Annotated in this window: 18 protein-coding genes; 12 read left to right on the top strand and 6 right to left on the bottom strand. The window is 61.1% G+C overall.

The annotated features are described in order from the left end of the window. Entirely contained in the window at positions 1-918 is a 918-nt protein-coding gene (locus AC4LFW_RS08045; protein WP_491818572.1) for a LysR family transcriptional regulator, read from the bottom strand. A gap of 267 nt (positions 919-1185) precedes the next feature. Between AC4LFW_RS08045 and AC4LFW_RS08040 the strand changes: the two genes are divergently transcribed. The 12 genes from AC4LFW_RS08040 (at position 1186) to AC4LFW_RS07985 (ending at position 20230) form a co-directional block, all read left to right on the top strand. Beyond that, positions 1186-2202 (top strand): zinc-dependent alcohol dehydrogenase family protein, encoded by a 1017-nt coding sequence (locus AC4LFW_RS08040; protein ID WP_491818571.1) that lies wholly within the window; start codon positions 1186-1188, stop codon positions 2200-2202. Between the two features lie 105 nt (positions 2203-2307). Beyond that, complete coding sequence (locus tag AC4LFW_RS08035) at positions 2308-3159, top strand: SDR family oxidoreductase (RefSeq protein ID WP_491818570.1); 852 nt, start codon at positions 2308-2310, stop codon at positions 3157-3159. 24 nt (positions 3160-3183) lie between these two features. Then, on the top strand, positions 3184-4206 hold the full coding sequence (gene ku / locus AC4LFW_RS08030) for a non-homologous end joining protein Ku (protein ID WP_491818569.1): 1023 nt from the start codon (positions 3184-3186) through the stop codon (positions 4204-4206). A 15-nt stretch (positions 4207-4221) separates the two neighbouring features. Further along, on the top strand, positions 4222-5142 hold the full coding sequence (gene ligD, locus AC4LFW_RS08025) for a non-homologous end-joining DNA ligase (RefSeq protein ID WP_491818568.1): 921 nt from the start codon (positions 4222-4224) through the stop codon (positions 5140-5142). A gap of 163 nt (positions 5143-5305) precedes the next feature. Beyond that, entirely contained in the window at positions 5306-8380 is a 3075-nt protein-coding gene (gene fdnG / locus AC4LFW_RS08020; RefSeq protein ID WP_491820160.1) for a formate dehydrogenase-N subunit alpha, read from the top strand. Then, complete coding sequence (gene fdxH / locus AC4LFW_RS08015) at positions 8380-9315, top strand: formate dehydrogenase subunit beta (RefSeq protein ID WP_491818567.1); 936 nt, start codon at positions 8380-8382, stop codon at positions 9313-9315. The genes fdnG and fdxH overlap by 1 nt, the downstream gene beginning before the upstream one ends. Continuing rightward, positions 9312-10004 carry a formate dehydrogenase subunit gamma gene (locus AC4LFW_RS08010; RefSeq protein ID WP_491818566.1) on the top strand — a complete coding sequence of 231 codons (693 nt, stop codon included), beginning with the start codon at positions 9312-9314 and terminating at the stop codon, positions 10002-10004. The genes fdxH and AC4LFW_RS08010 overlap by 4 nt, the downstream gene beginning before the upstream one ends. A gap of 45 nt (positions 10005-10049) precedes the next feature. Next, positions 10050-10943 carry a formate dehydrogenase accessory protein FdhE gene (gene fdhE, locus AC4LFW_RS08005; protein WP_491820159.1) on the top strand — a complete coding sequence of 298 codons (894 nt, stop codon included), beginning with the start codon at positions 10050-10052 and terminating at the stop codon, positions 10941-10943. A gap of 328 nt (positions 10944-11271) precedes the next feature. Next, a complete protein-coding gene (locus AC4LFW_RS08000; protein ID WP_491818565.1) occupies positions 11272-13284 on the top strand; it encodes an alpha-1,4-glucan--maltose-1-phosphate maltosyltransferase in 2013 nt (670 codons plus the stop codon). 144 nt (positions 13285-13428) lie between these two features. Beyond that, a complete protein-coding gene (gene treS, locus AC4LFW_RS07995; RefSeq protein WP_491818564.1) occupies positions 13429-16752 on the top strand; it encodes a maltose alpha-D-glucosyltransferase in 3324 nt (1107 codons plus the stop codon). Beyond that, on the top strand, positions 16749-18965 hold the full coding sequence (gene glgB, locus AC4LFW_RS07990) for a 1,4-alpha-glucan branching protein GlgB (RefSeq protein ID WP_491818563.1): 2217 nt from the start codon (positions 16749-16751) through the stop codon (positions 18963-18965). Before treS ends, glgB begins: the two co-directional genes overlap by 4 nt. Positions 18966-19258: 293 nt before the next feature. Next, complete coding sequence (locus AC4LFW_RS07985; protein WP_491818562.1) at positions 19259-20230, top strand: cation diffusion facilitator family transporter; 972 nt, start codon at positions 19259-19261, stop codon at positions 20228-20230. A gap of 8 nt (positions 20231-20238) precedes the next feature. On the opposite strand, the gene AC4LFW_RS07980 is transcribed toward AC4LFW_RS07985, so the two are convergent. The 5 genes from AC4LFW_RS07980 to AC4LFW_RS07960 are packed head-to-tail and all read right to left on the bottom strand — an operon-like array spanning position 20239 to position 25465. Further along, entirely contained in the window at positions 20239-21237 is a 999-nt protein-coding gene (locus tag AC4LFW_RS07980) for a lysylphosphatidylglycerol synthase domain-containing protein (protein WP_491818561.1), read from the bottom strand. Then, positions 21234-22469 (bottom strand): cardiolipin synthase ClsB, encoded by a 1236-nt coding sequence (gene clsB / locus AC4LFW_RS07975; RefSeq protein ID WP_491818560.1) that lies wholly within the window; start codon positions 22467-22469, stop codon positions 21234-21236. Before clsB ends, AC4LFW_RS07980 begins: the two co-directional genes overlap by 4 nt. Further along, the gene (locus AC4LFW_RS07970) at positions 22466-23269 is read right to left on the bottom strand and encodes an endonuclease/exonuclease/phosphatase family protein (RefSeq protein ID WP_491818559.1); all 804 of its coding nucleotides are present in this window, start codon (positions 23267-23269) and stop codon (positions 22466-22468) included. The genes clsB and AC4LFW_RS07970 overlap by 4 nt, the downstream gene beginning before the upstream one ends. Next, entirely contained in the window at positions 23266-24183 is a 918-nt protein-coding gene (locus AC4LFW_RS07965; RefSeq protein WP_491818558.1) for a DUF72 domain-containing protein, read from the bottom strand. Before AC4LFW_RS07965 ends, AC4LFW_RS07970 begins: the two co-directional genes overlap by 4 nt. A gap of 16 nt (positions 24184-24199) precedes the next feature. Continuing rightward, the gene (locus tag AC4LFW_RS07960; protein WP_491818557.1) at positions 24200-25465 is read right to left on the bottom strand and encodes a zinc-dependent alcohol dehydrogenase; all 1266 of its coding nucleotides are present in this window, start codon (positions 25463-25465) and stop codon (positions 24200-24202) included. Positions 25466-25766 lie beyond the last annotated feature (301 nt).

The following is a 25766-nucleotide window of genomic DNA, read 5'->3' as shown; positions in this document are numbered from 1 at the left end:
CTACAGACTGTCCGGATCGCCTACGAACATCTGGATCCGCGAGCGCAGCCAGCGCTCGGCCGGGTCGTTGTCCTGGGCGCCACGCCAGGCCATGGAGAGCTCGAAGTCCTGGCTGGTCTCGAAGGGCAGCGGCTCGGCGCGCACGCCGCCGTTGGCAGCGAGTGCCATCGCTGCATAGTCCGGCAGGGTGGCCACCAGGTCGGTGCCGGCCAGCAAGCTGGCCAGGCCGTTGAACTGCGGCACGGCGAGTACTACCCGGCGCTTGCAGCCATGCAGGGCCAGTTCGTCATCGATGTAGCCGTTCAGGTCGCCAGCAAAGGAAACCATGGCATGCGGCCGGGAACAGTAGTCCTCCATCGACATGCGGCCGGGGATGCTGTCGGCGCGCAGCAGCATCGGTTTCGGCCGGCGCAGTACCTTGCGCTTGGCATTGGCAGGCAGTTCCTCGGTGTAGCAGACACCCACCGAAATTTCTCCGGAGGCGAGCAGCCCCGGCATCAGCAGGTAATTGGCACGGCGTACCACCAACACCACGCCCGGGGCTTCGGCGCGTATGCGCCTGAGTAGCGGCGGCAGCAGGGCGAACTCAACTTCGTCGGTCAGACCGATGCGAAACACCAGCTCGCTGGTGGCGGGGTCGAAGGTCGAGGCGCGGCTGACAGCAGTCGAGATGGAGTCCAGCGCCGGGGACAGCAGACCGGCAATTTCCAGGGCACGTGCGGTTGGCTCCATGCTTCGGCCCGTGCGGACGAACAACGGATCATCGAACAGCGTACGCAACCTTGCCAGCGCAGCGCTGATCGCCGGCTGGCCGAGAAATAGCTTTTCAGCCGCTCGCGTCACGCTACGTTCGTGCATCAGCGTTTCGAACACGATGAGCAGGTTCAGGTCCACGCGGCGAAGGTCGTTGCGATTCATGCCGTTCACTTCAAGCTGTGGTCAAACCAGGAACACGGCTGACCAGATGAGGTTGCGTCTGCATTCTAGACAGTTCGCAGTGTCACCGGCATGTCCATTTCCGCTTTGCAATGACACAAAGCTGCAACCAGGCGCTCCACCTTACATACAGGGCCCCATCATTCCGGCGCATGGCAACTATCGAGCGGAATGCAGGCTTCGCGGCTGGAGTTGTCCCAGCGGTACAGATAGAGTCACTGACACAGCAGTAATCGAGGGGTCTTTTTCATGTCCCGCATCATCCGTTTCCACCAGTTCGGGCCAGCCGATGTGCTGCGCTATGAACAACGTGACGTGCCAAAGCCGGGTCCGGGCGAAGTACTGGTCGGCGTCAAGGCGATCGGGGTCAGCTGGAACGACGTGCTTTGGCGTCAGGATCTGTCGCCACGGCACGCCAGGCTACCGGCCGGGCTCGGCAGTGAAGTCGCTGGTGAGGTACTGGCGGTGGGCGAGGAGGTCGATGGGTTCGCGGTAGGTGATCGCGTGGCCAGCTTTCCCGGCCATGACCTCAACCAGTACCCGCTCTATGCCGAGCACGCGCTCCTGCCGCAGACATCGCTGGTTCACTATCCGGAAATGCTCAGTGCAGCCGAAGCCTGCGTCCACTTCACGCCCGCGCTGGTGTCGTATTTCGCGCTGGTGGAACTGGCGCAACTGGAGCCCGGACAGCATGTCCTGATCACCGAAGCGCGGCACTGCACCGGGCCTTCTGCGGTACAACTGGCGAAGGCGCTAGGCGGTCGAGTCATTGCGACCTGTGATACGGCCGAGGATCGTGAATTCCTGCATGAGCTGGGCGCAGAGACTGTTGTCGTCACGGAAGAGGAAGATCTGGTCGGACGTCTGCAGAAGATTACCGGTGGAGCCGGCGTCGAGGTCGTGCTCGACGGTTGTGGCGGTTCGCAGATGAAGCTGCTCGGTGACGTGATTGCGCCACGTGGGAAGCTGATTCTCTACGGTCTCAACGGTGGCAACGAGACGGCCTTTCCGGCGTGCGCGGCGTTCAAGAAGAACTTCAAGTTTTTCCTGCACTGCCTCTGCGATTTCACCGGCCAGCCTGAGCTTGGCATCGAGCAGAATGGCGATGCCGTCCAGCGTGCCTTGCTGCATATCAATCAACTGACGGCCGACCGGCTGATCACACCGCAAGTGGACAGGCTGTTCCCCTTCGAGGATGTAGTAGCCGCCCACCAGTATGTCGAAAGCGGCGTCCCGCGCGGCCGGGTTGCGCTACGCGTCGGCTGACATAGAGGCCTCAGCACAGGGGCCTCTCATCGCTTCACAGAAACTTTTACGGCCAGTGCCAAGTCCTCCGAGTACAGGTTTTATTCCCGTTACGGAGGATTCCGCATGCCCGACCAGACACTTCCCCCACAGCAGCAGCCAGAGCCGGGCAAAGAGGGCGAAATGAACCCGCGTCCCGAATTTCGTGGCGAGGACTATAGAGCCGCCGGCAAGCTCCAGGGCAAGGTGGCGATCATTACCGGAGGTGACAGTGGTATAGGCCGGTCGGTCGCGGTGCTGTTTGCCCGTGAGGGCGCCGATGTGGCAATCCTTTATCTCGATCAGCACCAGGACGCCGATGAAACCCGGCGCGTGGTCGAAGAGCAGGGCCGCAAGTGCCTGACCTTTGCCGGCGATGTGGCTGATCGTGACGTGTGCCGCAAGGCGATCGACGAAACCCTGGGCACGCTCGGCAAGCTCGACATTCTGGTCAACAACGCCGCCGAACAGCATCCCCAGAAAAGCCTCGAGGACATCAGCGAAGAACAGTGGGAAAAGACGTTCCGCACCAACATCTTCGGCATGTTCCAGATGACCAAGGCTGCACTGCCGCACCTGCAGAAAGGGGCAGCGATCATCAATACCACTTCGGTCACGGCCTACAAGGGCAGCCCGCAGTTGCTGGACTACTCATCGACCAAGGGCGCCATCACCGCCTTTACCCGATCCCTGTCGATGAACCTGGCCGAGCGCGGGATCCGGGTGAATGCCGTAGCCCCCGGGCCGATCTGGACGCCGCTTATCCCATCGACGTTCGATGAGGAAAAAGTCGAGAAATTCGGCGCGAACGTGCCCATGGAACGTCCCGGACAGCCAGAGGAGGTTGCGCCCGCCTATGTGTATCTGGCCAGCAGCGATTCTTCCTATGTCAGCGGCCAGGTGATCCACGTGAATGGCGGTACGGTGGTCAACGGCTGATCACAGCCGACAGGAGAGAAGCTTATGCCTCGCACGATCTGGAAGGGTGCCGTCAGTTTCGGTCTGGTCCATATTCCCGTGGCCCTGGTGCCCGCCACGACCCGCTCGGGAATCGATTTCGACTGGCTGGACAAGCGCAGCATGGACCGGGTGGGCTACAAGCGCATCAACAAGACCACCGGCGAAGACATCCAGAGCGAGAACATCGTCAAGGGTGTCGAGTACGAAAAGGGCAACTACGTCGTGATCAGCGATGACGAGATCAAGGCAGCCCACCCGAAGGCCACGCAGACGGTGGACATCGTTGCCTTCGTCGACTCGAAGGACATTTCCTTTCTCTATATCGATACGCCGTATTACCTGACGCCCGATCGCCGTGGCGAGAAGGTCTACGCACTGCTGCGTGAAACGCTAATCCAGACCGGCAAGGTCGGGATCGCCAATGTGGTGCTGCGCAACAAGCAGCACCTGGCGGTGGTGATGCCGCTGGGCAAGGCGCTGGTGATGAATACCTTGCGCTGGGCCGAAGAGGTTCGCGGTGTCGAATACCTCGAGATGAAGGACGAGGCGCTCAATGCCGATCTGAACCCGAGGGAGCTCGACATGGCTAAGCGGTTGGTAGAGGACATGAGCGAAGACTGGAATCCCGATCAGTACAAGGACACCTTCCAGGACCAGATCATGGACCTGGTCGAAACCAAGGCGCGCGAAGGCAAGATCGAGGCAGTGGGTGGGCCGGAGGAAGCCGTGGATCGGCGCAGCGCCGATGTCATCGACCTTACCGAACTGCTCAAGCGCAGTCTGGCGGGAAAGTCGGCGGCCAGGAAGCCAGCGCCCGCCGAGCAGGTTGAGGACGGGGGCGAGGACGACGACAGCGAAGAAGCCTCACCGGCAAAGCGAACCGCAAGCAAAACTGCAACCAGCAAAGCCAAGGCGCCGGCGAAGCCCACCGCAAGCAAGACCGCCACGAGCAAAACCTCGACAGCGCGCAAGACGGACACCAGCAAGGCCAGTACCAGCAAGCCCAGCAGCAAGAAAGCGAGCTGACGATGAGGAATCTGCATGCCTGACAAGTCCGGCAAGAGCCGTCCCGATGTCGGCGGTATCGGCATCAGCAACCCGCAGCGTGTCATCGATGACCGGAGTGGCGTCACCAAGCTGCAGCTCGCGCAGTACTATCTGGCCGTAGGGGAGTGGCTGATGCCGCATCTGGCCAAGCGCCCGCTTTCAATTGTCCGTGCGCCTGACGGCGTCAGTGGTGAAAGTTTTTTCCAGCGCCACTGCGGGCGCCTGAAGATGCCGCACATGCGCGTGCTGGATAAGTCACTCGACCCCGAGCACGCCCGCCTCATCCAGGCCGACAGCGTGACCGCGGTGGTTGAGGCAGCGCAGATGGGCACCATCGAGTTTCACACCTGGAATGCACGCAGCGATCGCATCGACAGGCCGGATCGGATGGTTTTCGACCTGGATCCCGACCCCGAACTGCCGTGGTCGAGCATGATCGAGGCGACCACCATGACCCTCGATCTGCTCGGAGAGCTGGGTCTTCGTGCGTTTCTCAAAACCAGCGGCGGGCGCGGTATGCATGTCGTGGTGCCCATCGAGCGACGCCAGAGCTGGGACCTGGTCAATGATTTCGCCCGTGGCGTCACGGTGCGCCTGGCAAAGGAGGCACCGGAGCAGATCGTGGCGAAGATGGGGCCTAAGAATCGCGTCGGCAGGATTTTCGTCGACTACCTGCGCAATCAGCGTGGGGCCAGTACTGTTGCCGCTTATTCGGCACGAGCTCGACCGGGGCTGCCGGTTTCCGTACCCATCACCGTCGACGAGCTGGACCGGATCAGCGGCGCCGACCATTGGAACATCTTCAACGTTCGCGAGCGCCTCGATGCCCAGTCACTCGATCCCTGGGCCGAGTACGCTTCTACCCGCCAGTCTCTCTCCGCACAGCTTTTGCGCGAGCTCGCTGCACGGCAGTGACGCGACCGATGACCTGTCCATCGCAGTACCTTGAACTAGGCTTGCATCAGCGTAGCGAGGATACGCCGCCCCGTCTGTCCCTCTGAAGGAACCATTCCAGAGCGGTCGCAGTCGACCCATCTGATGGGGAAAACATAATTAGAAACAGGAGATACCGATGACCGTGCGAGTATCCCGGCGACAGTTCCTGAAGTTCGGTGCGGCTGGTGTAGGTGCATCGAGCATGGCCATGATGGGATTTGCGCCTGATGAAGCCGTCGCGTCGATTCGTCACTTCAAACTGACCGGCGCAAGAATGACCCGCAATATCTGCACCTACTGCTCGGTAGGCTGCGGCATGTTGCTCTACTCCCTTGGAGATGGCGCGATCAACGTGATCGACGAGATCTACCATGTCGAAGGCGACCCTGATCATCCGGTCAGTCGCGGATCGCTTTGCCCCCGGGGCGCCGGGGTGCTGGACTTCATCAAGAGTGAGTCGCGGGTCAAGTACCCGGAAGTCCGCGAGCCCTATACCAATGAATGGAAGCGCATCAGCTGGGAAGAGGCCTTTGCGCGCATCGCCCGGCATATGAAGGATGACCGCGACCGCAATTTCGAGACCCATGACGAGCAGGGCCGGCTGGTCAACCGCTGGATGACCACATCGATGGTAGCGGCTTCGGCCTGTACCAACGAGACGGCCTATCTCACCCAGAAGATCACCCGCGCACTCGGCATCCTTAAACTCGACAACCAGGCGCGCGTTTGACACGGACCAACGGTGGCAGGTCTTGCCCCAACATTTGGTCGCGGTGCCATGACGAATCACTGGACCGACATTGCCAACGCCAATGTCATCCTGTCGATGGGCGGCAATTCGGCTGAAGCACACCCTGTAGGCTTCCGCTGGGTCATGCATGCCAAGCAGCGCAGCAATGCGGTGCTGATCTCGATCGACCCGCGGTTCAACCGCACCACGGCGGTGGCCGACTATCACGCCTGGCTCCGTACCGGGACGGATATCGTGTTCCTCGGTGGTTTCATCAACTACCTGATCGAAACCGACCGCTATGCCCATGAGTATGTGCGCGAATACACCGACGCGAGCCTGATCGTCGCCGAGGGATTCGGTTTCGAAGAAGGGTTGTTCACCGGTTATAACCCGGCCGATCGAACCTACGACCGCGAGACCTGGAATTTCGAGCTCGACGAAAGCGGCTTCGCCCGCACCGACCCGACCTTGCAGCATCCTCGTTGTGTCTTGCAGCTGATGCGTCAGCATTACAGCCGCTACAGCGTCGATCAGGTGGAAAACATTTGCGGCATGCCCAGGGAAAAGGTGCTGGAACTCTGGGACTTGATGGCGACCACATCGGCACCCGACAAGACCATGACGATCCTCTACGCCTTGGGCTGGACACAGCACACCATCGGCTCGCAGATCATCCGTTGCGGGGCCATGGTGCAGTTGCTGCTGGGTAACATGGGCATGCCGGGCGGTGGTGTTAACGCACTGCGCGGGCATTCCAACATCCAGGGGCTTACAGACATCGGCCTGCTGTCGAACCTGCTGCCGGGCTACATGAATTTGCCGTCGGTCAATCTGCAGTCCTACGAGGACTACATAAAGACGCGGGTCAAGCTCCCGTTGCTCGAGGGCGAGGTGTCGTACTGGAAGTTCTACGAGCGTTTCTTCGTCAGCCTGATGAAGGACTGGTATGGCGATGTGGCCACCAGGGAAAACAACTGGTGCTACGACTGGCTGCCCAAGCTCTCCGAGCCGATCTATGACGTGCTGTATGCCATCAACGACATGACGCTGGGCAAGATGACCGGCGCGTTCTGTCAGGGCTTCAACATCCTGGCGGCGTTCCCGAACAAGGCCAAGGTCATGGACGGCCTGTCCAAGCTGAAATTCCTTGTGATCATGGATCCCCTCACCGTGGAGACCGGCGAGTTCTGGAAGAACTTCGGCGAGTATCACGATGTCGACCCGTCGCAGATCGCCACTGAGGTATTCCGGCTGCCGACCACCTGCTTCGCTGAGGACGACGGTTCCATCACCAACAGTGCACGTTGGCTGCAATGGCATGAGCGCGCCGTGCCTGGCCCTGGCGAGTCGATGACCGATACCGAGATTCTGGGTGAGGTCATGTTGCGTCTGAAGCATATGTACCAGGAGGAGGGCGGTGCCTTCCCCGATCCGATTCTGAACCTGAGCTGGAACTACAAGGTGCCGGAGTTTCCGAAGGCCTCTGAACTGGCCATGGAGTACAACGGCCGGGCGCTGGCGGATATCACCGACGACAGCGGCAGGGTCATACGGCGCAAAGGTGAGCAGCTTCAGGACTTCAGTGAACTGCGCGCTGACGGCTCGACTGCCTGTGGTTGCTGGATCTACTCCGGCGCCTGGACCGAACAGGGCAACATGATGGCCCGTCGCGACAACTCGGACCCCTACAACACGGGTAACACCCTGGGTTGGGCCTGGGCCTGGCCGATGAACCGTCGACTGCTCTATAACCGCGCTTCGGCGCGTCCCGACGGGACGCCATGGGCGCCCAACAAGGCGTTCATCTGGTGGAACGGCGAGCGCTGGACGGGCGCCGATGTGCCCGACTTCCCGGTGACGTCACCGCCCTCTCAAGGTGTCGGTCCCTTCATCGTCACGCAGACCGGGCGTGGGCATTTCTTTGCCTGCGAGTGGTTGAACGAAGGGCCTTTCCCTGAGCACTACGAGCCCATGGAAACCCCGATCGACCGCAACCCGCTGAGCCCGAACAATCCGCTGGCGTTGCACAATCCCATCGCCCGTGTGTTCGAGCAGGATCGTGACTCGTTCGGTTCGAACACGGAGTTTCCCTATGCCGCGACCACCTACCGTCTGACCGAGCACTTCCATTACTGGACGACTCACGTTCGGCTCAACGCCATCGCCCAGCCTGAAAAGTTCATCGAGATGAGCGATGTTCTGGCCGGGGAGCTGGGTATTGCCGCTGGCGACCGGGTAAAGGTCAGCTCCAAGCGGGGCTACATCACAGCGGTGGCAGTGGTGACAAAGCGCATGGTGCCGCTCGAAATCGACGGGCGCACGGTGCATCACATCGGCATTCCGATTCACTGGGGCTTCAAGGGTGTGGCGAAAAAAGCGCACCTCACCAATACCCTGACGCCGTTCGTGGGCGACGGTAATACCCAGACGCCAGAGTTCAAGTCGTTTCTGGTGAACGTGGAGAAAGTGGGAGGGACCGTCTGATGCGAGGCGACCAGATCAATCTGCAGAACATCATCGCGCGCTCGGCGACGACCACCCCATCCCCGCAAGTGCGCCACGGCGCGGTGGACAAGGTCACCAAGCTTATCGACGTGTCCGTCTGCATCGGCTGCAAGGCTTGCCAGGTGGCCTGTTCGGAGTGGAACGACCTGCGTGACGAGGTGGGAGAGTGCGACGGGACCTACAACAATCCCCAGGACCTGACCGCCGAGTCCTTCGAGGTCATGCGCTTCTCTGAATACGAGGACGAGCAGGGCAACCTGGAATGGCTGATCCGCAAGGACAATTGCATGCACTGCGCCGAGCCAGGGTGCCTCAAGGCTTGCCCGTCGCCCGGCGCAATCGTGCAATACGCCAACGGTATCGTCGATTTCAATTCCGAGCATTGCATCGGCTGTGGCTACTGCGTTGCGGGTTGTCCCTTCGATATTCCCCGCATATCGAAGAAGGACAACAAGGCCTACAAGTGCACCCTATGTTCCGACCGGGTCTATCACGGCCTGGAGCCGGCGTGCGTCAAGAGCTGCCCGACCTCGGCCATCATGTTCGGCACCAAGGAAGACATGCTCGACTACGGTGCCCATCGTGTGGCGGACCTGCAGGGGCGTGGCTATGCAAACGCCGGCATCTACGACCCGCCAGGGGTCGGTGGTACCCATGTGGTCTATGTGCTGCAACACAACGACAAGCCGGAGATCTACAGCGGCTTGCCGCGTGACCCACATATCGCGCCAACGGTCGAGCTCTGGAAAGGCGTGACCAAACCGATCATGTCGGTTGCGCTGGGCATGTCCGTGCTCGCTGGCTTTTTCCATTACGTGATGAAAGGGCCCAAGGAAGAGCCGGAAGACGACCCCGACCCAGAGTTGGCATCGGCCGACCGAGACCTGGATCGTCGCGGGGAGGACCGGCTATGAGCCATTCCAACGTCAAGCACGGCATTCTCCGTTACGGCTGGTGGACACGGGTCAACCACTGGCTCATCGCGATCAGCTTCACGCTGCTCGTGCTGAGCGGGCTTGCCCTGTTCTACCCGGCCTTCTTTGGGCTGACCGCGCTATTCGGCGGACCAGAGCCGACACGCATCGTGCATCCGTATATCGGCGTGTTCATGTCGCTGTTCTTCGTCATTCAGGCGGTGCGCTTCTTTGGCGACAACCTGATCGGTCGTCACGATGTGCAATGGATGAAGCAGATCCGCGACGTACTGGCCAACCGCGACGAGCGGTTGCCGCCGGTGGGCAAGAACAACGCCGGACAGAAGCTGGTGTACTGGATCTTTCTCGCCACCGTCCCGGTGCTGCTGGTCACCGGCATTGTGCTCTGGCGCCCCTGGATCGCGGATGGCATGCCCGTCTGGGCCCTGCGCTGGGCCGTGACCATCCATGCCTACACCGCCTTCATCGCGATCATCACCCTGGTCATCCATATCTATTCGGCGATCTGGGTGAAGGGGTCTGTGCGAGCGATGACACAGGGTCGGGTCAGCCACGCCTGGGCACGTCACCATCATGGGCTCTGGTACGACGAAGTGCGCCGCAAGGAGGGACATGAGGACCCGAGCGGTCTTTCGCCCAATCGCGACGTACCGTCGAAACGAACTTGAGGAGTTGCAGTGAACCACTCTTACGGAAGTGCGCCTTCAGGGATCATGGAGGCGCCGAATGTGGTGTTGCCGGATGCCAAAGTCTTCAGCAAGCGTGCAACGCGGTTGCGTGAACTGGTCCAGCAGGTGCCGCCACTGGATGAGTTTCTCGCCTTCATGGCACGGCTGGTCCAAGCCCAGCATCAGGTACTCAGCGAGCGTGAGCCGGCCTGGACACCGGCAGAAGATGCCTTTGATCAGGCGCTCAAGCACGGTATGCCGCCCCTTGGTGCCCAGGCACTGAAACCCGATGTGCAATGGCAGGGCGAGCTGTTGGCGATGCTCGACGCCATGGAATTGCATGTGGGCGAACGTCAGAGGCCGTTACTGCGCACCTTGCGCGACATGAACCAGCGGCAACTCGATGCGCTGGCTGACGAGGTACTCCAGTGCACGCCCGGCGATGAAGGCACCCGGCCCTTGCTGCCGCTGATAGCCGCCGCACTGCAGGTCAGCTGGGTGCGACTGGCCATGGCATTGCCCCGGGCACCCGACAAACCGGTCGGGGAGGCAAAAGGGCTTTGCCCTTGTTGCGGTTCGCCGCCGGTTGCCAGTGTGATCCACAACGAGCGCCATCGTGCCGGGGTGCGTTACCTGCATTGCTCCCTCTGCGCTACCGAGTGGCATCTGGAACGCATCAAGTGCAGCGTCTGTGATAGTGGGGCGAAGTTGCTCTACATGAAACTTGACGACGAGCAGGGCAAGTCGTTTCTGCCCGTCCAGGCCGAAACCTGCGGCGAGTGTCACAGCTACCTGAAAGTCATGCAGCGTGAAGAGCACGGACGAGCCGATCCCGTCGCGGATGATCTGGCCAGCCTTGCCCTCGACCTGTTGCTGGCCGAGCAGGACGACTATGGGCGCAGCGGGTACAACCCCTTGCTGATCGCCGGTGGTGACTAGCGGGCCATGCTGCCAAGGCTGCTGCTTTAGTCGGGTCCGGCCTGGCGGGCCGTCTGTTTCAGACGGGTCCCGGACGCAGGCCCGGCCTGGCACGCCATCTCTTATGGATCCCATCGCTCCCCCGGGCATCGCGAAACAAGCGCAGCGGCTCTGTGTCAAGCGGTAGCGACTGTTCGGGCTGAACTTTTAAGGCCTCCCTTGGTTCGGAAGAACAGAGCTTGAGAAAGCCCGCACGATGGGTTTTCCGCCGATAAACCAGGCTGCTCGATCCCTTGGAGCCGAGCAGCCTGGTTCTGTTTCGCAGCGATTTGCCCAGGAGCCCCGTTCGATGACCGATGCAAAACCCCATCCAGCGATCCACCCCCGACTTGAACAGGCGCTGCAGAGTCCACGCATAGCCATAGAATCGACCCAGCCGGTGCTGGAGGGTGGCCGCTTCGCCGCGAAGGCGGTCATCGGGCAACCGATCAACGTCAGCAGCAAGATTTTTGCGGATGGCCACGATCAGCTTGCCGCCTCTATCTGCTGGCGCACCAAGGACGAAACCACCTGGCGTCGCGCGCGCCTCAAGCTGATCGGCAACGACAGCTGGGAAGGCCAGTTCACGCCGACACAGGTGTGCTCACACGAATTCATGATCGAAGCCTGGTGGGATATCTATGAGACCTACCGCTACGAGTTGTCGAAAAAGCACACCGCAGGGGTTCCGGTGCAGCTCGAGCTGGAAGAGGGCCGTCTGATGCTCGAACGTGCCAGTCAGCGGGCTCAGGGCGAGACCAAGGCCATCATCGATGACCTGCTGCACCGGCTGAGCATGGCGCACCTGGACGACGAGCGGGTCTCGGTGATGCTGGCCAGCGAAACGGCGGCAGCGATGGCTGACGCAGACCCCCGCGAGCATTGCAGCCAGAGCGAGGTGTTTCCCATTGAGGTCGAGCGTCCACTTGCGTTGTTCGCCAGTTGGTACGAGTTGTTCCCGCGCTCCGAAACCGACGACCCGAATCGCCACGGCACCTTTCGTGACGTACATAAGCGTCTGCCGTCGATCCGGGACATGGGCTTCGACGTCCTGTATTTCACCCCGATTCATCCCATCGGCCGCCAGCATCGCAAAGGCCCGAACAACACGCTGCAAGCCGGTCCGAATGATCCCGGCAGCCCGTACGCGATCGGTAGCGAAGCAGGCGGGCATGACGCGGTCCATCCCGATCTCGGCACACTCGATGACTTCCGTGACCTTGTAGCTGCCGCACGCGACCATGGATTGGAGATCGCCCTGGACTTCGCCATCCAGTGTTCCCAAGACCACCCCTGGCTAAACGAGCATCCGGGTTGGTTCTCCTGGCGGCCGGACGGGACCATCCGTTATGCGGAAAACCCACCGAAGAAATACCAGGACATCGTCAACGTCGATTTCTACGCCGAAGACGCCATGCCCGACCTGTGGATCGCTTTGCGTGATGTGGTCTGGCACTGGGTCGAGCAGGGCGTGAAGATTTTCCGGGTCGACAATCCGCACACCAAGCCCTTGCCGTTCTGGGAATGGATGATTGCCGATATCCGCGAGCGCGACCCGGACGTGATGTTCCTCTCCGAGGCCTTCACCAGACCGGCGATGATGGCGCGCCTGGGCAAGGTCGGCTTCAACCAGAGCTATACCTACTTCACCTGGCGCAATAACAAGGCCGAGCTGAGCGAGTATTTCACCGAACTCAACGAGCATCCGCTGCGTGACTGTTATCGGCCGAATTTCTTCGTCAACACGCCGGACATCAACCCGTTCTTCCTGCATGACTCCGGACGCGCTGGTTTCCTTATCCGAGCAGCCCTGGCGACCATGGGTTCCGGGCTGTGGGGCATGTACTCGGGCTTCGAACTGTGCGAATCCGCGGCGATTCCGGGCAAGGAGGAGTACCTGGACTCCGAGAAGTATCAGATCCGAGTTCGGGACTACCATGCGCCGGGGAACATCGTCGCTGAGATCGCTCAGCTCAATCGCATCCGTCGTCAGAACCCGGCGTTGCAGACGCATCTCGGCTTCAAGGCTTACACGGCCTACAACGACAACATCTTCTTCTTCGGCAAGCGCACACCGGATCTGAAGAATTTCATCCTCGTCGCGATCAGCCTCGATCCCCACAACGCCCAGGAAGCGCATTTCGAGCTCCCGTTGTGGGAGATGGGCCTGCCGGACCATGCCGAAACGCGCGGCGAAGATCTCATGAACGGGCATCGCTGGACCTGGTACGGCAAGACTCAATGGATGCGGATAGAGCCGTGGCATTTGCCCTTCGGTATTTGGCGCATCAGTTCGGATGCAATAGATCCCGACTTAAAGTGATTTCTTAAGAATGGAATAAAAACGTTATTTATCAGTTATCTATAAGCGTTGTTTAATTTCGTTTATAGACTAGCTGGCTAACCTTTCCGCCTCGGTTGGTCACCTGTGTGGGCCAGCCGTGAGGCAGATTAAAGGAATGAGGCCATGGCCAGAGCGCGCAAACCTGCTGCCTTTATCAAAGACCCTCTTTGGTACAAGGATGCGGTGGTCTATCAGGTCCACCTGAAATCCTTTTTCGATTCAAACAACGACGGCGTCGGCGATTTCCAGGGCCTGATCGAGAAGCTCGATTACATTGCCGACCTGGGTGTGAACACCATCTGGCTGCTGCCGTTCTATCCCTCACCGCGGCGTGACGACGGCTATGACATTGCCGAATATCGTGGTGTGCATCCAGACTATGGCACCATGGCCGACGCCAAGCGTTTCATTGCCGAGGCACACAAGCGCGGCCTGCGCGTGATCACAGAGCTGGTCATCAACCACACCTCCGACCAGCACCCCTGGTTCCAGCGCGCCCGCAAGGCGAAGAAGGGCTCTGCTGCGCGCGACTTCTATGTCTGGTCGGACACCGACGAGAAGTACGACGGCACGCGGATCATCTTTCTCGATACCGAAGTGTCCAACTGGACCTGGGACCCGGTCGCCCAGCAGTACTTCTGGCATCGGTTCTATTCGCACCAACCGGACCTGAACTTCGACAATCCGCAGGTGATGAAGGCAGTCCTGAGCGTGATGCGCTACTGGCTCGATCTCGGAATTGACGGCCTGCGGCTGGATGCGATTCCCTATCTGGTCGAGCGCGACGGTACCAACAACGAGAACCTGCCCGAGACCCACGCGGTACTGAAGCAGATCCGTGCCGAGATCGACGCCAACTATCCCGATCGCATGCTGCTGGCCGAAGCCAACCAGTGGCCTGAAGACACTCAGCTGTACTTCGGTGGCGAAGATGGCGGCCTGGGCGACGAGTGCCATATGGCGTTCCACTTCCCGCTCATGCCGCGCATGTACATGGCCCTGGCGCAGGAAGATCGGTTTCCGATCACCGATATCCTGCGGCAGACCCCTGATATCCCGGCGAATTGCCAGTGGGCCATCTTTCTGCGCAACCATGACGAACTGACGCTGGAAATGGTGACCGACAAGGAGCGCGACTACCTCTGGAACTACTACGCCTCGGACAAGCGCGCGCGTATCAACCTCGGCATCCGCCGTCGCCTGGCGCCGCTGCTGGAGCGAGACCGCCGGCGCATCGAACTTCTCAACAGTCTGTTGCTGTCGATGCCCGGCACGCCGGTGATCTACTACGGCGACGAGATCGGCATGGGTGACAATATCTTCCTTGGTGACCGCGACGGTGTACGTACGCCGATGCAGTGGTCGGTGGACCGCAATGGCGGTTTCTCCCGCGCCGACCCACCCAGTCTCGTACTGCCGCCGATCATGGATCCGCTCTACGGTTACCAGGCGATAAATGTCGAGGCGCAACAGCGCGATCCGCACTCGCTGCTCAACTGGACGCGGCGTCTGCTTTCGATTCGCAAGCAGTTCAAGGCCTTTGGCCGCGGCACGCTGAAGATGCTCGCGCCCAGCAATCGAAGAATCCTGGCCTACCTGCGCGAGTTCACGACGGCAACCGGCGAAACCGAAGTGATCTTCTGTGTCGCCAACGTGTCTCGCTCTGCGCAGGCTGCAGAACTGGAACTGTCGCACTACGCCGGTATGGTACCGGTGGAGATGGTTGGCGGCAGTGCCTTCCCACCGATCGGCCAACTGCCGTATCTGTTGACGTTGCCTCCTTTTGGCTTCTACTGGTTCCAGCTGGCAACCAGTCACCAGATGCCCAGCTGGCACCAGGAACCCGTGGAAACCATGCCCGACTTTCAGACTCTGGTACTCAAGCGCCTGGATACGCTTTCGGCGAGCAACAAGCGCATTCTCGAAACCGAATCGCTGCCGGCCTACCTGCCCAAGCGTCGCTGGTTTGCCAGCAAGGACGCGGCCATACAGTCGATCAAGATCTGCTACAGCGTGCCCTTCGGCGATCCGCAGCGGCCTGTGCTGCTGAGTGAGGTCGCGGTGGAAGCGGCGGGGCGCACGGATCTGTACCAGCTGCCGCTGGGATTCCTCGACGAAGGCGACTTCGACACGGCCTTGCCCCAGCAACTGGCCATGGCGCGGGTCCGTCGCGGTCCTCAGGTGGGGCTGCTCACCGATGCGTTCGCACTCAAGCAGTTTGTGCTGGGCGTGATTCAGGGCTTGCGCGACGAGCAGGTGCTGCAATGCGGCGACAGCGAAATCCGCTTCCAGCCGATGCCTCAGCTGGCCGAAATCGAAGTGGATGGCAATGCCGAAGTGCGCTATCTCACCGCCGAACAATCCAACAGCTCGGCAATCATCGGCAGCAGCATGATGATCAAGGTTCTGCGTCGCGTGTCGGCGGGGATGCACCCTGAGCTGGAGATGGGCAGTTTCCTGACCGAGCAGGGCTTCACCCACATTTCGGCCATGCTGGGTCAGGTAAGCCGGTTCGCAAAGAATGGCGAGCAGTATGCATTGATGGTCGTGCAGCGCTTCCTCGACAACCAGGGTGACGCCTGGGAGTGGACGCTCAACACGCTCGATCGAGCGGTGCGTGACCAGATCGCCGGCGGTGTCTCGCTGCATGAAAACCAGTTCACTGCGTTGGAAGAACTGGAGGCCTTCAATCGACTGCTTGGGCAGCGCCTGGGCGAGATGCACATGACCCTGGCGGTGGAGACCGACAATCCGGCGTTCGCCAGCGAGCCGACCCAGGCTGCGGATGCGAAGGAGTGGACCGACTCCATTTCACGCGAGGTGGAGCACGCCCTGGACCTGCTGCAGGCCCGTCGCGGCGACCTGGACCGCAAGTCCACAGCGCTGGTAGACCAGCTGCTCGGCCAACGTCAGGAGCTGGTCGCCGAGGTGGAGCGCCTCGCCGGCAGGACCCTCGGCGGGCTGCGTACCCGCGTCCACGGCGACCTGCATCTCGGCCAGGTACTGGTCGCACAGGGCGATGCCTACTTTATCGACTTCGAAGGCGAGCCTGCGCGCTCGTTGGAGGAGCGTCGAAGCAAGCTGAGTCCGTTCAAGGATGTGGCCGGTGTCTTGCGTTCGTTCGAGTACGCCAGCGCCATGACGCTGCGCAACGCCCAGATTAGCGATAGCTCGGACACTGCAGTTCAGGCGCGGCGCACCATTTCCGAAACCTACCAGCAGAGCGCACGGGCAGTATTCCTGGAGGCGTATCGCGAGGCGACCGCCGAGCTGCCGCACGCCTGGAAGGAAGCTGCTGGTGCCGATGCGGCTCTGGCGCTGTTCAGCCTGGAGAAGACCGCGTATGAAGTTGCCTATGAGGCAGAGAACCGCCCGGCCTGGCTGTCTGTCCCGCTTCAGGGGCTCGCAGCGCTGGCACAACAGATTTCCGATGGAGGTTCCCAATGATTGATCGTCCGGCCGTGACCATGCCCGGTATAAACCTGCTGCCACCTGATGCCGATGTCGACGCGCTGGTGCGCGCCGAACACAGCGACCCCTTTTCCATTCTCGGCCCGCACGCAGACGGTGACGGGCTGGTGGTGCGCGCTTATTTGCCCAACGCGCTGGGCGTCGAGGTGCTCGAGCGCACCGGCGGGCGAGTGCTGGCGGCAATGGAACAGGGTCAAGTACCTGGCTTTTTCTTCACCCGGCTGAGTAATCCACAGCCCTATCTGCTGAAAATCAGGTGGGCCGGCGGCGAGCAGATTACCGAAGACCCCTACAGTTTCGGCCCGCAGCTTGGCGAAATGGACATGTACCTGTTCTCGGAGGGCAACCACCGGGAAATCGGCCGTGTATTCGGCGCGCAGGTGATGGAAGTCGACGGCGTGCAGGGCGTGCGCTTCGCCGTATGGGCGCCAAACGCTCGCCGCGTGTCGGTCGTTGGCAGCTTCAACGGCTGGGATGGGCGCCGTTATCCCATGCGCTCACGCTTTCCGTCGGGTGTGTGGGAGATCTTCATTCCCCGGCTGCAACCCGGCGACAAGTACAAGTACGAGATCCTTGGTCCGAACGGCATCCTGCCGCTGAAGGCAGATCCGATAGCGCTGGCGACGGAGCATCCACCGGGAACCGCCTCGGTCATCGCGCGCCCGCTGGAATACCAGTGGAACGATCAGGACTGGCTGCAGCATCGGGCGGAGCGGCAGTCGATCAATGCACCGATTTCGATCTACGAACTGCATGCAGGGTCCTGGCGCCGTGAAGGTGGCGACGACGGCCGTCTCTACGACTGGCACGAACTGGCCGAGCGGTTGATTCCCTATGTGGTCGACATGGGCTTCACCCATATCGAGCTGATGCCGATCATGGAGCACCCGTTCGGCGGCTCCTGGGGCTACCAGTTGCTGTCGCAATTCGCACCGAGTGCGCGGTACGGCACGGCGCATGATTTCGCAGCGTTCGTCGATGCCTGTCACAAGGCCGGAGTCGGTGTGATTCTGGATTGGGTACCCGCGCACTTTCCCACCGATGCCCACGGCCTCGGCGAGTTCGACGGCACCGCGCTCTACGAGTATGCGCACCCGTTCGAGGGCTTCCACCAGGACTGGGATACCTACATCTACAACCTTGGCCGCACTGAAGTGCACGGTTTCATGCTGGCCTCGGCGTTGCACTGGCTGCGTGAGTTCCATGTCGATGCACTGCGCGTGGATGCAGTGGCCTCGATGCTCTATCGCGATTACTCGCGCAAGGAAGGCGAATGGATTCCCAACCGCCATGGCGGTCGGGAAAACCTCGAGGCCATCGATTTCCTGCGCCATCTGAACGATGTGGTGGCGACCGAAACGCCCGGCGCGCTGGTGATTGCCGAAGAGTCCACCGCGTTCCCGGGTGTGAGCAAGCCGACCTCCGAGAACGGACTGGGCTTCGCCTACAAGTGGAACATGGGTTGGATGCACGATTCGTTGAAGTACATGGAGGAAGATCCGGTCAACCGCCAGTACCACCACGACAAGATGACCTTCAGCATGGTCTATGCATACTCGGAACACTTCGTGCTGCCGATTTCCCACGACGAGGTGGTGCACGGCAAAGGCTCCCTGGTCGACAAGATGCCGGGCGATCGCTGGCAGAAATTCGCCAACCTGCGTGCGTATCTGTCCTTCATGTGGACCCATCCAGGCAAGAAGCTGCTGTTCATGGGCTGCGAATTCGGTCAGTGGCGGGAATGGAGCCATGACCGCGAGCTTGACTGGTACCTGCTGGAAGAGGCGGATCATCGAGGCGCACAGAACCTGGTCCGTGACCTCAATCGGCTATACAGCGGAGAGACTGCGCTGCATGAGCTGGATGCCGATCCTGCTGGCTTCCAGTGGCTGATCGGCGATGATCGCGCCAACAGCGTCTTTGCCTGGCTACGCAAGAGCTCGGCTGGCTATCCGTTACTGGTGGTGGGCAACTTCACGCCAGTGGTCCGGGAAAACTACCGCATCGGGGTTCCTCAGGATGGCCGCTGGCAAGAGGTGTTCAACAGTGACGCCGAGTGCTACGGCGGGTCCAACGTCGGCAACGGCGGCGGGATTCTTGCCGAGCAGATACCGACCCACGGTCAGGACGTTTCCCTGTCGCTGACATTGCCTCCGCTGGGTGTGATCATCCTGAAACCACAAGGCTAAGCATCCGCGTATTGGCTGGTCGCCCTTGCTCCTGGAGGGCATTGGTGACCACCTCCGGATGCGCTTCAGGTGCGGTCGTTGAACCTGACGTTTCCGTCGAGACAGGGACAGATGTCCTGAAGCGCAGCCTTCGATCTGTCGGTATGAAGAAGCAGAGATTCGTCGAACCGACCGGCTGGTAGCCGTTCAGCTCTGTAGCTGATCAGCCCTGTATCTGGTAATGCTTCAGCGTTCCAGAGCGGACGGGGCCATGCGGGACCAGCCGGCGATGGCGATCGAGGAGCAAGCATCGGATGGCGGATCACGGCACCCACAATCATAGCCACAGCCACAGCCACAGCCACAGCCATGGTGGCGGCAAGACGCTGGTGTTCGCCCTGGTCTTCACGACGGCCTTTGCCGCTGTGGAAGTATTCGTCGGCTTGATGGCCGATTCGCTTGCATTGCTTTCGGATGCAGGCCACATGTTTACCGATTCACTGTCGCTGGGGATCGGTGCCTTTGCTGCCTGGCTGGCGAAGAAACCGGCGTCGCGCCAGCACTCGTTCGGGCTCAAACGTGCGGAAATGCTCGGCGCGCTGGTCAACGTGCTATTCATGTTCGGCGTCATCCTGTTCATCGCCTACGAGGCGTTCCAGCGCATGGCCGATACGCCAGAGGTGGCGGGCGGCACGGTGCTGGGCATCGGTGCGCTAGGCTTGTTGGTCAACCTGATCGTCGCCTGGGTGCTTATGCGGGGAGAGCAGACCATTAACGTGCGCGGCGCGCTTCTGCATGTCATGGGAGACCTGCTGGGGTCGGTCGCGGCGCTGGTTGCCGGTGCGATCATTTATCTGGGCGGGCCAGCCGTTGTCGATCCGCTCCTGTCGTTGCTGGTTTGCTTGCTGATCCTGGTGAGCGCCGTTCGGCTGCTACGCGAAGTCACCCATGTGTTGATGGAAGGGGTCCCCAAGGGAATCAGCGCGCTGGAAGTCGGCAACGCCCTGGTCGGGATCTCGGGTGTGCGCGCGGTTCACGACATGCATATCTGGAGCCTGTCATCGAGTAGCCAGGCCATCGCGGCGCATGTCGACGTGGAAGCGTTAGGGCATTGGGAAGAGATCCTGCCGCAGCTACAGAGGGTATTGCGGGAGCGATTCGGCATCGAACACAGCACACTGCAGCCCGAGGACGCGGCCATCCGCCAGGCCTGTGACGCCGATCCGAATTGTGGAGCGGGCGATTCGATCAGCCAGACGAGCAATGGCGACCCTCGTCTGGGTTGAAAGCAGGCCTAGCAGTGACGGGCCTCTTCGTCGTTCAACGCCTGGTTGCTCGAGCGCAACTTTCTGGCACGCAATTCCAGAACCACGTAGACCACCGTCGCGAACAGCAGCGGAACCAGGAAATAGACCACCCGGTAACCGATAAGCCCGGCCACGATAGTTGCCTGGTTGAGATCGTCACCAAGCATAGCGACGAAGACGGTCTCGATTACGCCCAGCCCTGCCGGAATATGCGCAATCACCCCCGCGACGCTGCTGATCATCAGGATGCCCAGCACCTCGGGGTAGGCCGCTTTCTGCGCCAGCATGAAATAGACCACCAGCGCCATCAGAGCCCAGTTGGCGGCGCCCAGCAGCATCTGCACCACCGCCAGGCGCAGAGAAGGCAGGTGGATTTCGTGCTTGCGCACCGTCCAGTGGCGCCGTTTCGAGAAGCCACAGGCCCATAGATAGACGATGGAAGCCATCAGCAGGGCCGCGCCCAGGACACGCAGCGCCGTGCGACCAATCTCCCAATCGGCCGGCGGGGTGATCCAGCCCATGGCGAAGATCAACCCGGCAAGCCACAGGTAGCCGAGCCAGTTGGTCAGCACGCTCATGGTGAACACGCGGGTGATCTGGGAAGTGCGCAGGCCGAGCCGGGAGTACAGCCGGTACCGTAGGGCGATGCCGCCCACCCAGGCGCTCAGGTTGAGGTTGAAGGCGTAGCAGACGAAGGTAACCGGGACGATCTGCCGAACCGGCAGCTTGTGCTGGGCGTAGCGCTTGCCAAGTACGTCGAAACAGCAATACACCGCATAGCTGAGCGCGGCGGCGGCACCGGCCAGCCACAGCGTTCGGGCATTGTAGTTACGCAGCGTCTGGTACACCTCGTTCCAGTCGACGTTGCGCGCCAGCGCGATCAACAGCCCCGTTACCAGAATGAAGAAAAGGTACGTCAGGCCCTTCTTGATCAGCGGCCAGCGTCGTCGCCAGCCGGATTGCGACGATTGTTCGGCTGCGGTCATTGATGGTCTCGCTGCAAAGGAGCTGGGCTGGGCTCGAGGGGCTCCGGGTCGAGCAACTGCAGCTTCGGGCGATGGGCTGGAAACAGGCCGACCATCTGGGGGAAGTGCCGCAGGAAGTGAAAGATCAGAAATGCCAGCGGTGCGCGCCACCAGTAGCCGCGGATGATGCGTTCCAGGGGGATGCGCCGGCAATGCTCCTGCAGGAGCTGGTCGAGTTTCTCGTGCAGGTGGCGGTTGAACACATGATCACGAATGATCAGGTTTGCCTCCAGGTTCAGCGACAGGCTGAGCGGATCGAGATTGCTCGAGCCGACCGTGGACCATTCGTAGTCGGCGAGCGCAACCTTCCCGTGCAAGGGCCGCCGGCAATATTCGTAGATCTCGACGCCGTCGCTCATCAGGTAGTTGTAGAGCATCCGCGCGCCGAACTTGGCGATCGGCATGTCCGGTTCTCCCTGCAGGATCAACCGGACCCGCACACCACGACGCGCAGCGTTGCGAATCTCCCGCAGCACCCGGTAGCCGGGAAAGAAATAGGCGTTGGCGATCAGCAGCCGTGAACGGGCATCACGAATGGCCTGCAGGTAGTGCTGCTCGATATCGGTGCGGTGATCATTGTTGTCGCGCGTGACAAATAACGCCCGCGCCTCGCCGCGGCTGACCCCGGCATAGCCGTTGCTCTGAGTACGCACGCGACGGTGCCACCAGCGACGGTTCTTGTGTGCCGGTGCGATGGCGCTCAGGGCGAAACGGTGGATGTCGTGCACCACCGGGCCTTCCACCTGCATGGCGTAGTCCTGCTTGGCTTGTGGACCGAAATCGCCGAGATGGTCGGCTGAGAAATTGATGCCGCCAATGAAGGCGAGGTCGCCGTCGATGACCACGATCTTGCGGTGCATACGGCGAAACACGTTGACTCGCTTGCCCAGCAGCCGCTTGCCTGGATCGAATACATGGATGCGAACACCCGCCTGGGTCATGGCTGCGGCAAACTCGCCGTCCAGATCGGCCGAGCCGTAGCCGTCGACCGTGATGTCGATGGCGACGCCACGTTCCGCAGCCTGGATGAGCACCTGCTGCAGCTCTGTACCGACCTTGTCCTTGAAGAAGATGAAGGTTTCCAGCAGTACTTCCTTTTTTGCCGCCGCGATGGCCGCAAACACAGCCGGAAAGAATTCCTCTCCGTTTTCCAGCAACTGAAGGCGATTTCCGTCTCTCCAGTGAAAATTCATAGGTGTATCTCCACCGCCAAGGGCAGATGATCGGACAAGTGCGTCCAGGGTTTGTTGCCGAGTATTCGCGCCTTGTGGCTCGTGGCATTGCGTACGTAGATGCGGTCGAGCCGCAGCATGGGCCAGCGCGCCGGAAACGTCTTGGCGACCTTGCCCTGGGACACGGCGAACACCTCGTGCATGCCTGCGCAACGATCCAGTACCTGAGCGCCTTTGAGGCGCCAGTCATTGAAATCGCCGGCCACCACAACCGGGGCGTCCTGGGGCAGGGAATCGAGCAGTTCGCAGAGCAACCCCAGCTGTTGCTGACGATGGGCCTCACGCAAACCGAGGTGAACGCAGATGGCATGGAACCCATCGTGCCCAGGAACCTGCAGCACGCTGTGCAGCAGACCCCGTCGCTCAGGCCCGGCAATCGAGATGTCCAGGTTCTCGAAACGGGTGATGGGGAATTTCGACAGCAGGGCGTTGCCATGGTCGCCATCGGGATAGACCGCGTTGCGGCCATAGGCAAAGTCGGTCCAGATGCTGTCGGCGAGAAATTCGTACTGGGACATCTTGGGCCAGTCCTGGAAGCGCAGCGCATGCTTCTCGTGGGTGCCCAGCACTTCCTGGAGGAAAACCACGTCCGCCGATACCGCCCGCACCGCCTCGCGCAGCTCGGGCAGGATGAAGCGTCGGTTGAGTGCGGTGAAGCCCTTGTGCGTGTTGACCGTCAGAACACGGACGGTATTTACCGCCGTGGACATGTGGGCATCCAGGTCACTGCTGTCGAGTGGATGGTTCTTGTCCAGATTCACGCCAATGCTCCTTCAAGCTGGCCTGGAGTCGTCTCCAGGTCTTTGTCCAGCCCGAGCCGGCGCAGCAGCTGCCGCGCATCGTAGGGTGCCCGGACCTTTACATCGTTATCGAAATAGCAGTAAACGGCGCGTTGCCTGCGCGCCGGCGGCTTGGTGTCGCTGATCAGATGCGCATCATCAGGCTGGCTGCCTTCGCTCCAAAGGCTGATGCGCTGGGCCCAGCTATCCAGTGCTTCATCTGTGTAACCGCTGGTGTAGAGCTGTTCGGCTCCGTGAAGGCGGATGTAGACGAAATCACTGGTGAGGTCTTCCCGATAGGGCCACTTTCCGGCCGTATCAGCCACCACGAGCGCGACCTTGTACTTGCGTAGCAATGCCACGAATGCCGGATCGACAAAGCTCTCGTTACGGATTTCGACTGCATGACGAAGGGGACGTTTGCGATCGATCTGCAGGTGGCTGCGTCCCTCCATGCGTGCCTCGCAGCCCTTGGCCATCTCCAATGCGGCCTGGGTGTCATGGGGCAGCAAGGCGAGAAAGGTTTCGAAGCGCTCGGGATCGAACTTGAAGGACGGCGGGAACTGCCAGAGCATCGGGCCAAGTTTTTCGTTCAGGGCCAATACACCGGAAGCGAGAAAGTTGGCGATGGGCTTCTCGACGTCGCGCAGCCGCAGGACATGGGTGATGTAGCGCGGTGCTTTCACACTGAAGACGAAACCCTTGGGCGTCTCGTCATACCAGGCAGCATAGAGTTCAGGCTTTTGCAGCGAATAGAACGATCCGTTGATTTCGATACTGCTGACAGCGCGCGAGGCGAACTTCAGCTCGTTTTTCTGAACGAGCCCCTTGGGGTAGAAGTCGCCTCGCCAGGGTACGTAGCGCCAGCCGGAAATGCCGATATGGATGGCTGCCATCGTGTTCTCCTGTGGCCTAGCGCGGGTTCTGCATGCTGGTCGGATCGCTGGCGGGGAAGGTGTCCGCGACCGCCTTGTCGATCGACGTTTCCTCCGAGCCATGCACGGCGGAGCCCTCGCGTTGAGGCTTCAACTCGACCTTCATCCAGCCCCCCTCCCGACGGTCGAACGCTTCGAACGCAGCAATCACATCGGTCATGGGCTTGACCTGGGTCAGAATCTTCGTCGGGTCGATGCGCCGCGCCTGGATCATTTCGATGAGTCGTGGAATGTATTTGCGGTGATGGCAGTTGCCCATGTTCATGGTGATGTTCTTGTTCATCGCCATGCCGATGGGGAAGGTGGTGGCATCGGGCGGGTATACGCCGATGATCGAGAGGGTCCCGGCCTTCGCCAGGCACTGGACGCTCCACTCGAGAACCTGCGATGGCGCATCGCCTGGTTGCCACTTGGCGTTCTGATCGGCCTTCACGCCATCGGCAGGCTTGCCACCGCAGCAACCATGTTCCGCATCGACGCCCACGGCATCGATCACCCGGTCGACGCCAATGCCGCCGGTCAGTCGCTTGAGCGTTTCGATCGGGTCTTCGCGATTGAAATCGATGATCTCGGCGCCCTGAGCCTGAGCCATGCGCAGGCGGTCGTCATACTGGTCGATGGCGAACACCCGGCCGGCACCCAGCAGCTTGGCGCTGGCGATGGCGAACTGACCGACCGGGCCGCAGCCAAATACCGCAACGGTATCCCCAGCTTCGATCTCGGCCATCTCGGCACCGAAATAACCGGTTGGGAAGATATCCGAGAGCAGGATTGCCTGGTCGTCGCTGATCTCCGGTGGCAGCTTTACCAGGCCGATGTTGGCAAACGGAATACGTGCCTTCTCTGCTTGCAGCCCATGAAACGGGCCGGTGGCAGCGGGGCCGCCAAAAAACGACGTCCCGGCTTCCTTGCCGTTGGGGTTGGCCACATCGCACTGGGCGAAATAGCCCGAACGGCAGTAGGAGCAGTTGCCGCAGGCGATGGTTGAAGGAATTACCACCCGGTCGCCTATCTGCAGGTTACGCACGTCATCGCCGAGTTCTTCGACGATACCGACCGCTTCATGGCCCAGGATGGTGCCGGGCTTCATGCCGCTGAAACTGCCGCGGACAAAGTGCAGGTCCGTGCCGCAGATAGCGGATGCGGTAATGCGCACGATGGCGTCGGTCGGGGCTTCGATACGGGGGTCAGCGACGTCTTCGAGGCGTATATCGCCGACGTCGTGATAGACAACAGCTTTCATGGCGTCTCCATAAACGGTGCGATCGCGCCTGGTCTGGCTTCGATCGGTCTGAATGGTGGGTGACATCCTGCAGACGACAGCGCTCTAGAGCGCCACCGGGAAATCCTGCAATCACGCTCGGCCGCCTCCGGTGGAGCAAGCCACATGCGCAACATGCACCTTCATTGGGACTGATAGCGGCTTGCCCGGTTCATCTTTTTTAGCGCGCGTCGTGGGCGGAGCTGCTCATCGAGGGCGCCGGGCGTCGGTGCGCCTGGCCCGTTATGACCTGAACGGTCGATGCGTTTCGCTTGACCGGAGG

This window comes from Stutzerimonas sp. C6.4V (genome assembly GCF_058536345.1).
This window is presented reverse-complemented; position numbering and strand designations above follow the sequence as displayed.

Bases quoted from the DNA above. Each gene is read 5' to 3' on its own strand.
- ligD (WP_491818568.1), top strand. From the start codon at position 4,222: ATGCCTGACAAGTCCGGCAAGAGCCGTCCCGATGTCGGCGGTATCGGC.
- AC4LFW_RS08035 (WP_491818570.1), top strand. From the start codon at position 2,308: ATGCCCGACCAGACACTTCCCCCACAGCAGCAGCCAGAGCCGGGCAAA.
- AC4LFW_RS08000 (WP_491818565.1), top strand. From the start codon at position 11,272: ATGACCGATGCAAAACCCCATCCAGCGATCCACCCCCGACTTGAACAG.
- treS (WP_491818564.1), top strand. From the start codon at position 13,429: ATGGCCAGAGCGCGCAAACCTGCTGCCTTTATCAAAGACCCTCTTTGG.
- AC4LFW_RS08045 (WP_491818572.1), bottom strand. From the start codon at position 918: ATGAATCGCAACGACCTTCGCCGCGTGGACCTGAACCTGCTCATCGTG.
- AC4LFW_RS08040 (WP_491818571.1), top strand. From the start codon at position 1,186: ATGTCCCGCATCATCCGTTTCCACCAGTTCGGGCCAGCCGATGTGCTG.
- AC4LFW_RS07980 (WP_491818561.1), bottom strand. From the start codon at position 21,237: ATGACCGCAGCCGAACAATCGTCGCAATCCGGCTGGCGACGACGCTGG.
- AC4LFW_RS07960 (WP_491818557.1), bottom strand. From the start codon at position 25,465: ATGAAAGCTGTTGTCTATCACGACGTCGGCGATATACGCCTCGAAGAC.
- glgB (WP_491818563.1), top strand. From the start codon at position 16,749: ATGATTGATCGTCCGGCCGTGACCATGCCCGGTATAAACCTGCTGCCA.
- AC4LFW_RS07965 (WP_491818558.1), bottom strand. From the start codon at position 24,183: ATGGCAGCCATCCATATCGGCATTTCCGGCTGGCGCTACGTACCCTGG.
- clsB (WP_491818560.1), bottom strand. From the start codon at position 22,469: ATGAATTTTCACTGGAGAGACGGAAATCGCCTTCAGTTGCTGGAAAAC.
- AC4LFW_RS08010 (WP_491818566.1), top strand. From the start codon at position 9,312: ATGAGCCATTCCAACGTCAAGCACGGCATTCTCCGTTACGGCTGGTGG.
- fdhE (WP_491820159.1), top strand. From the start codon at position 10,050: ATGGAGGCGCCGAATGTGGTGTTGCCGGATGCCAAAGTCTTCAGCAAG.
- ku (WP_491818569.1), top strand. From the start codon at position 3,184: ATGCCTCGCACGATCTGGAAGGGTGCCGTCAGTTTCGGTCTGGTCCAT.
- AC4LFW_RS07985 (WP_491818562.1), top strand. From the start codon at position 19,259: ATGGCGGATCACGGCACCCACAATCATAGCCACAGCCACAGCCACAGC.
- fdxH (WP_491818567.1), top strand. From the start codon at position 8,380: ATGCGAGGCGACCAGATCAATCTGCAGAACATCATCGCGCGCTCGGCG.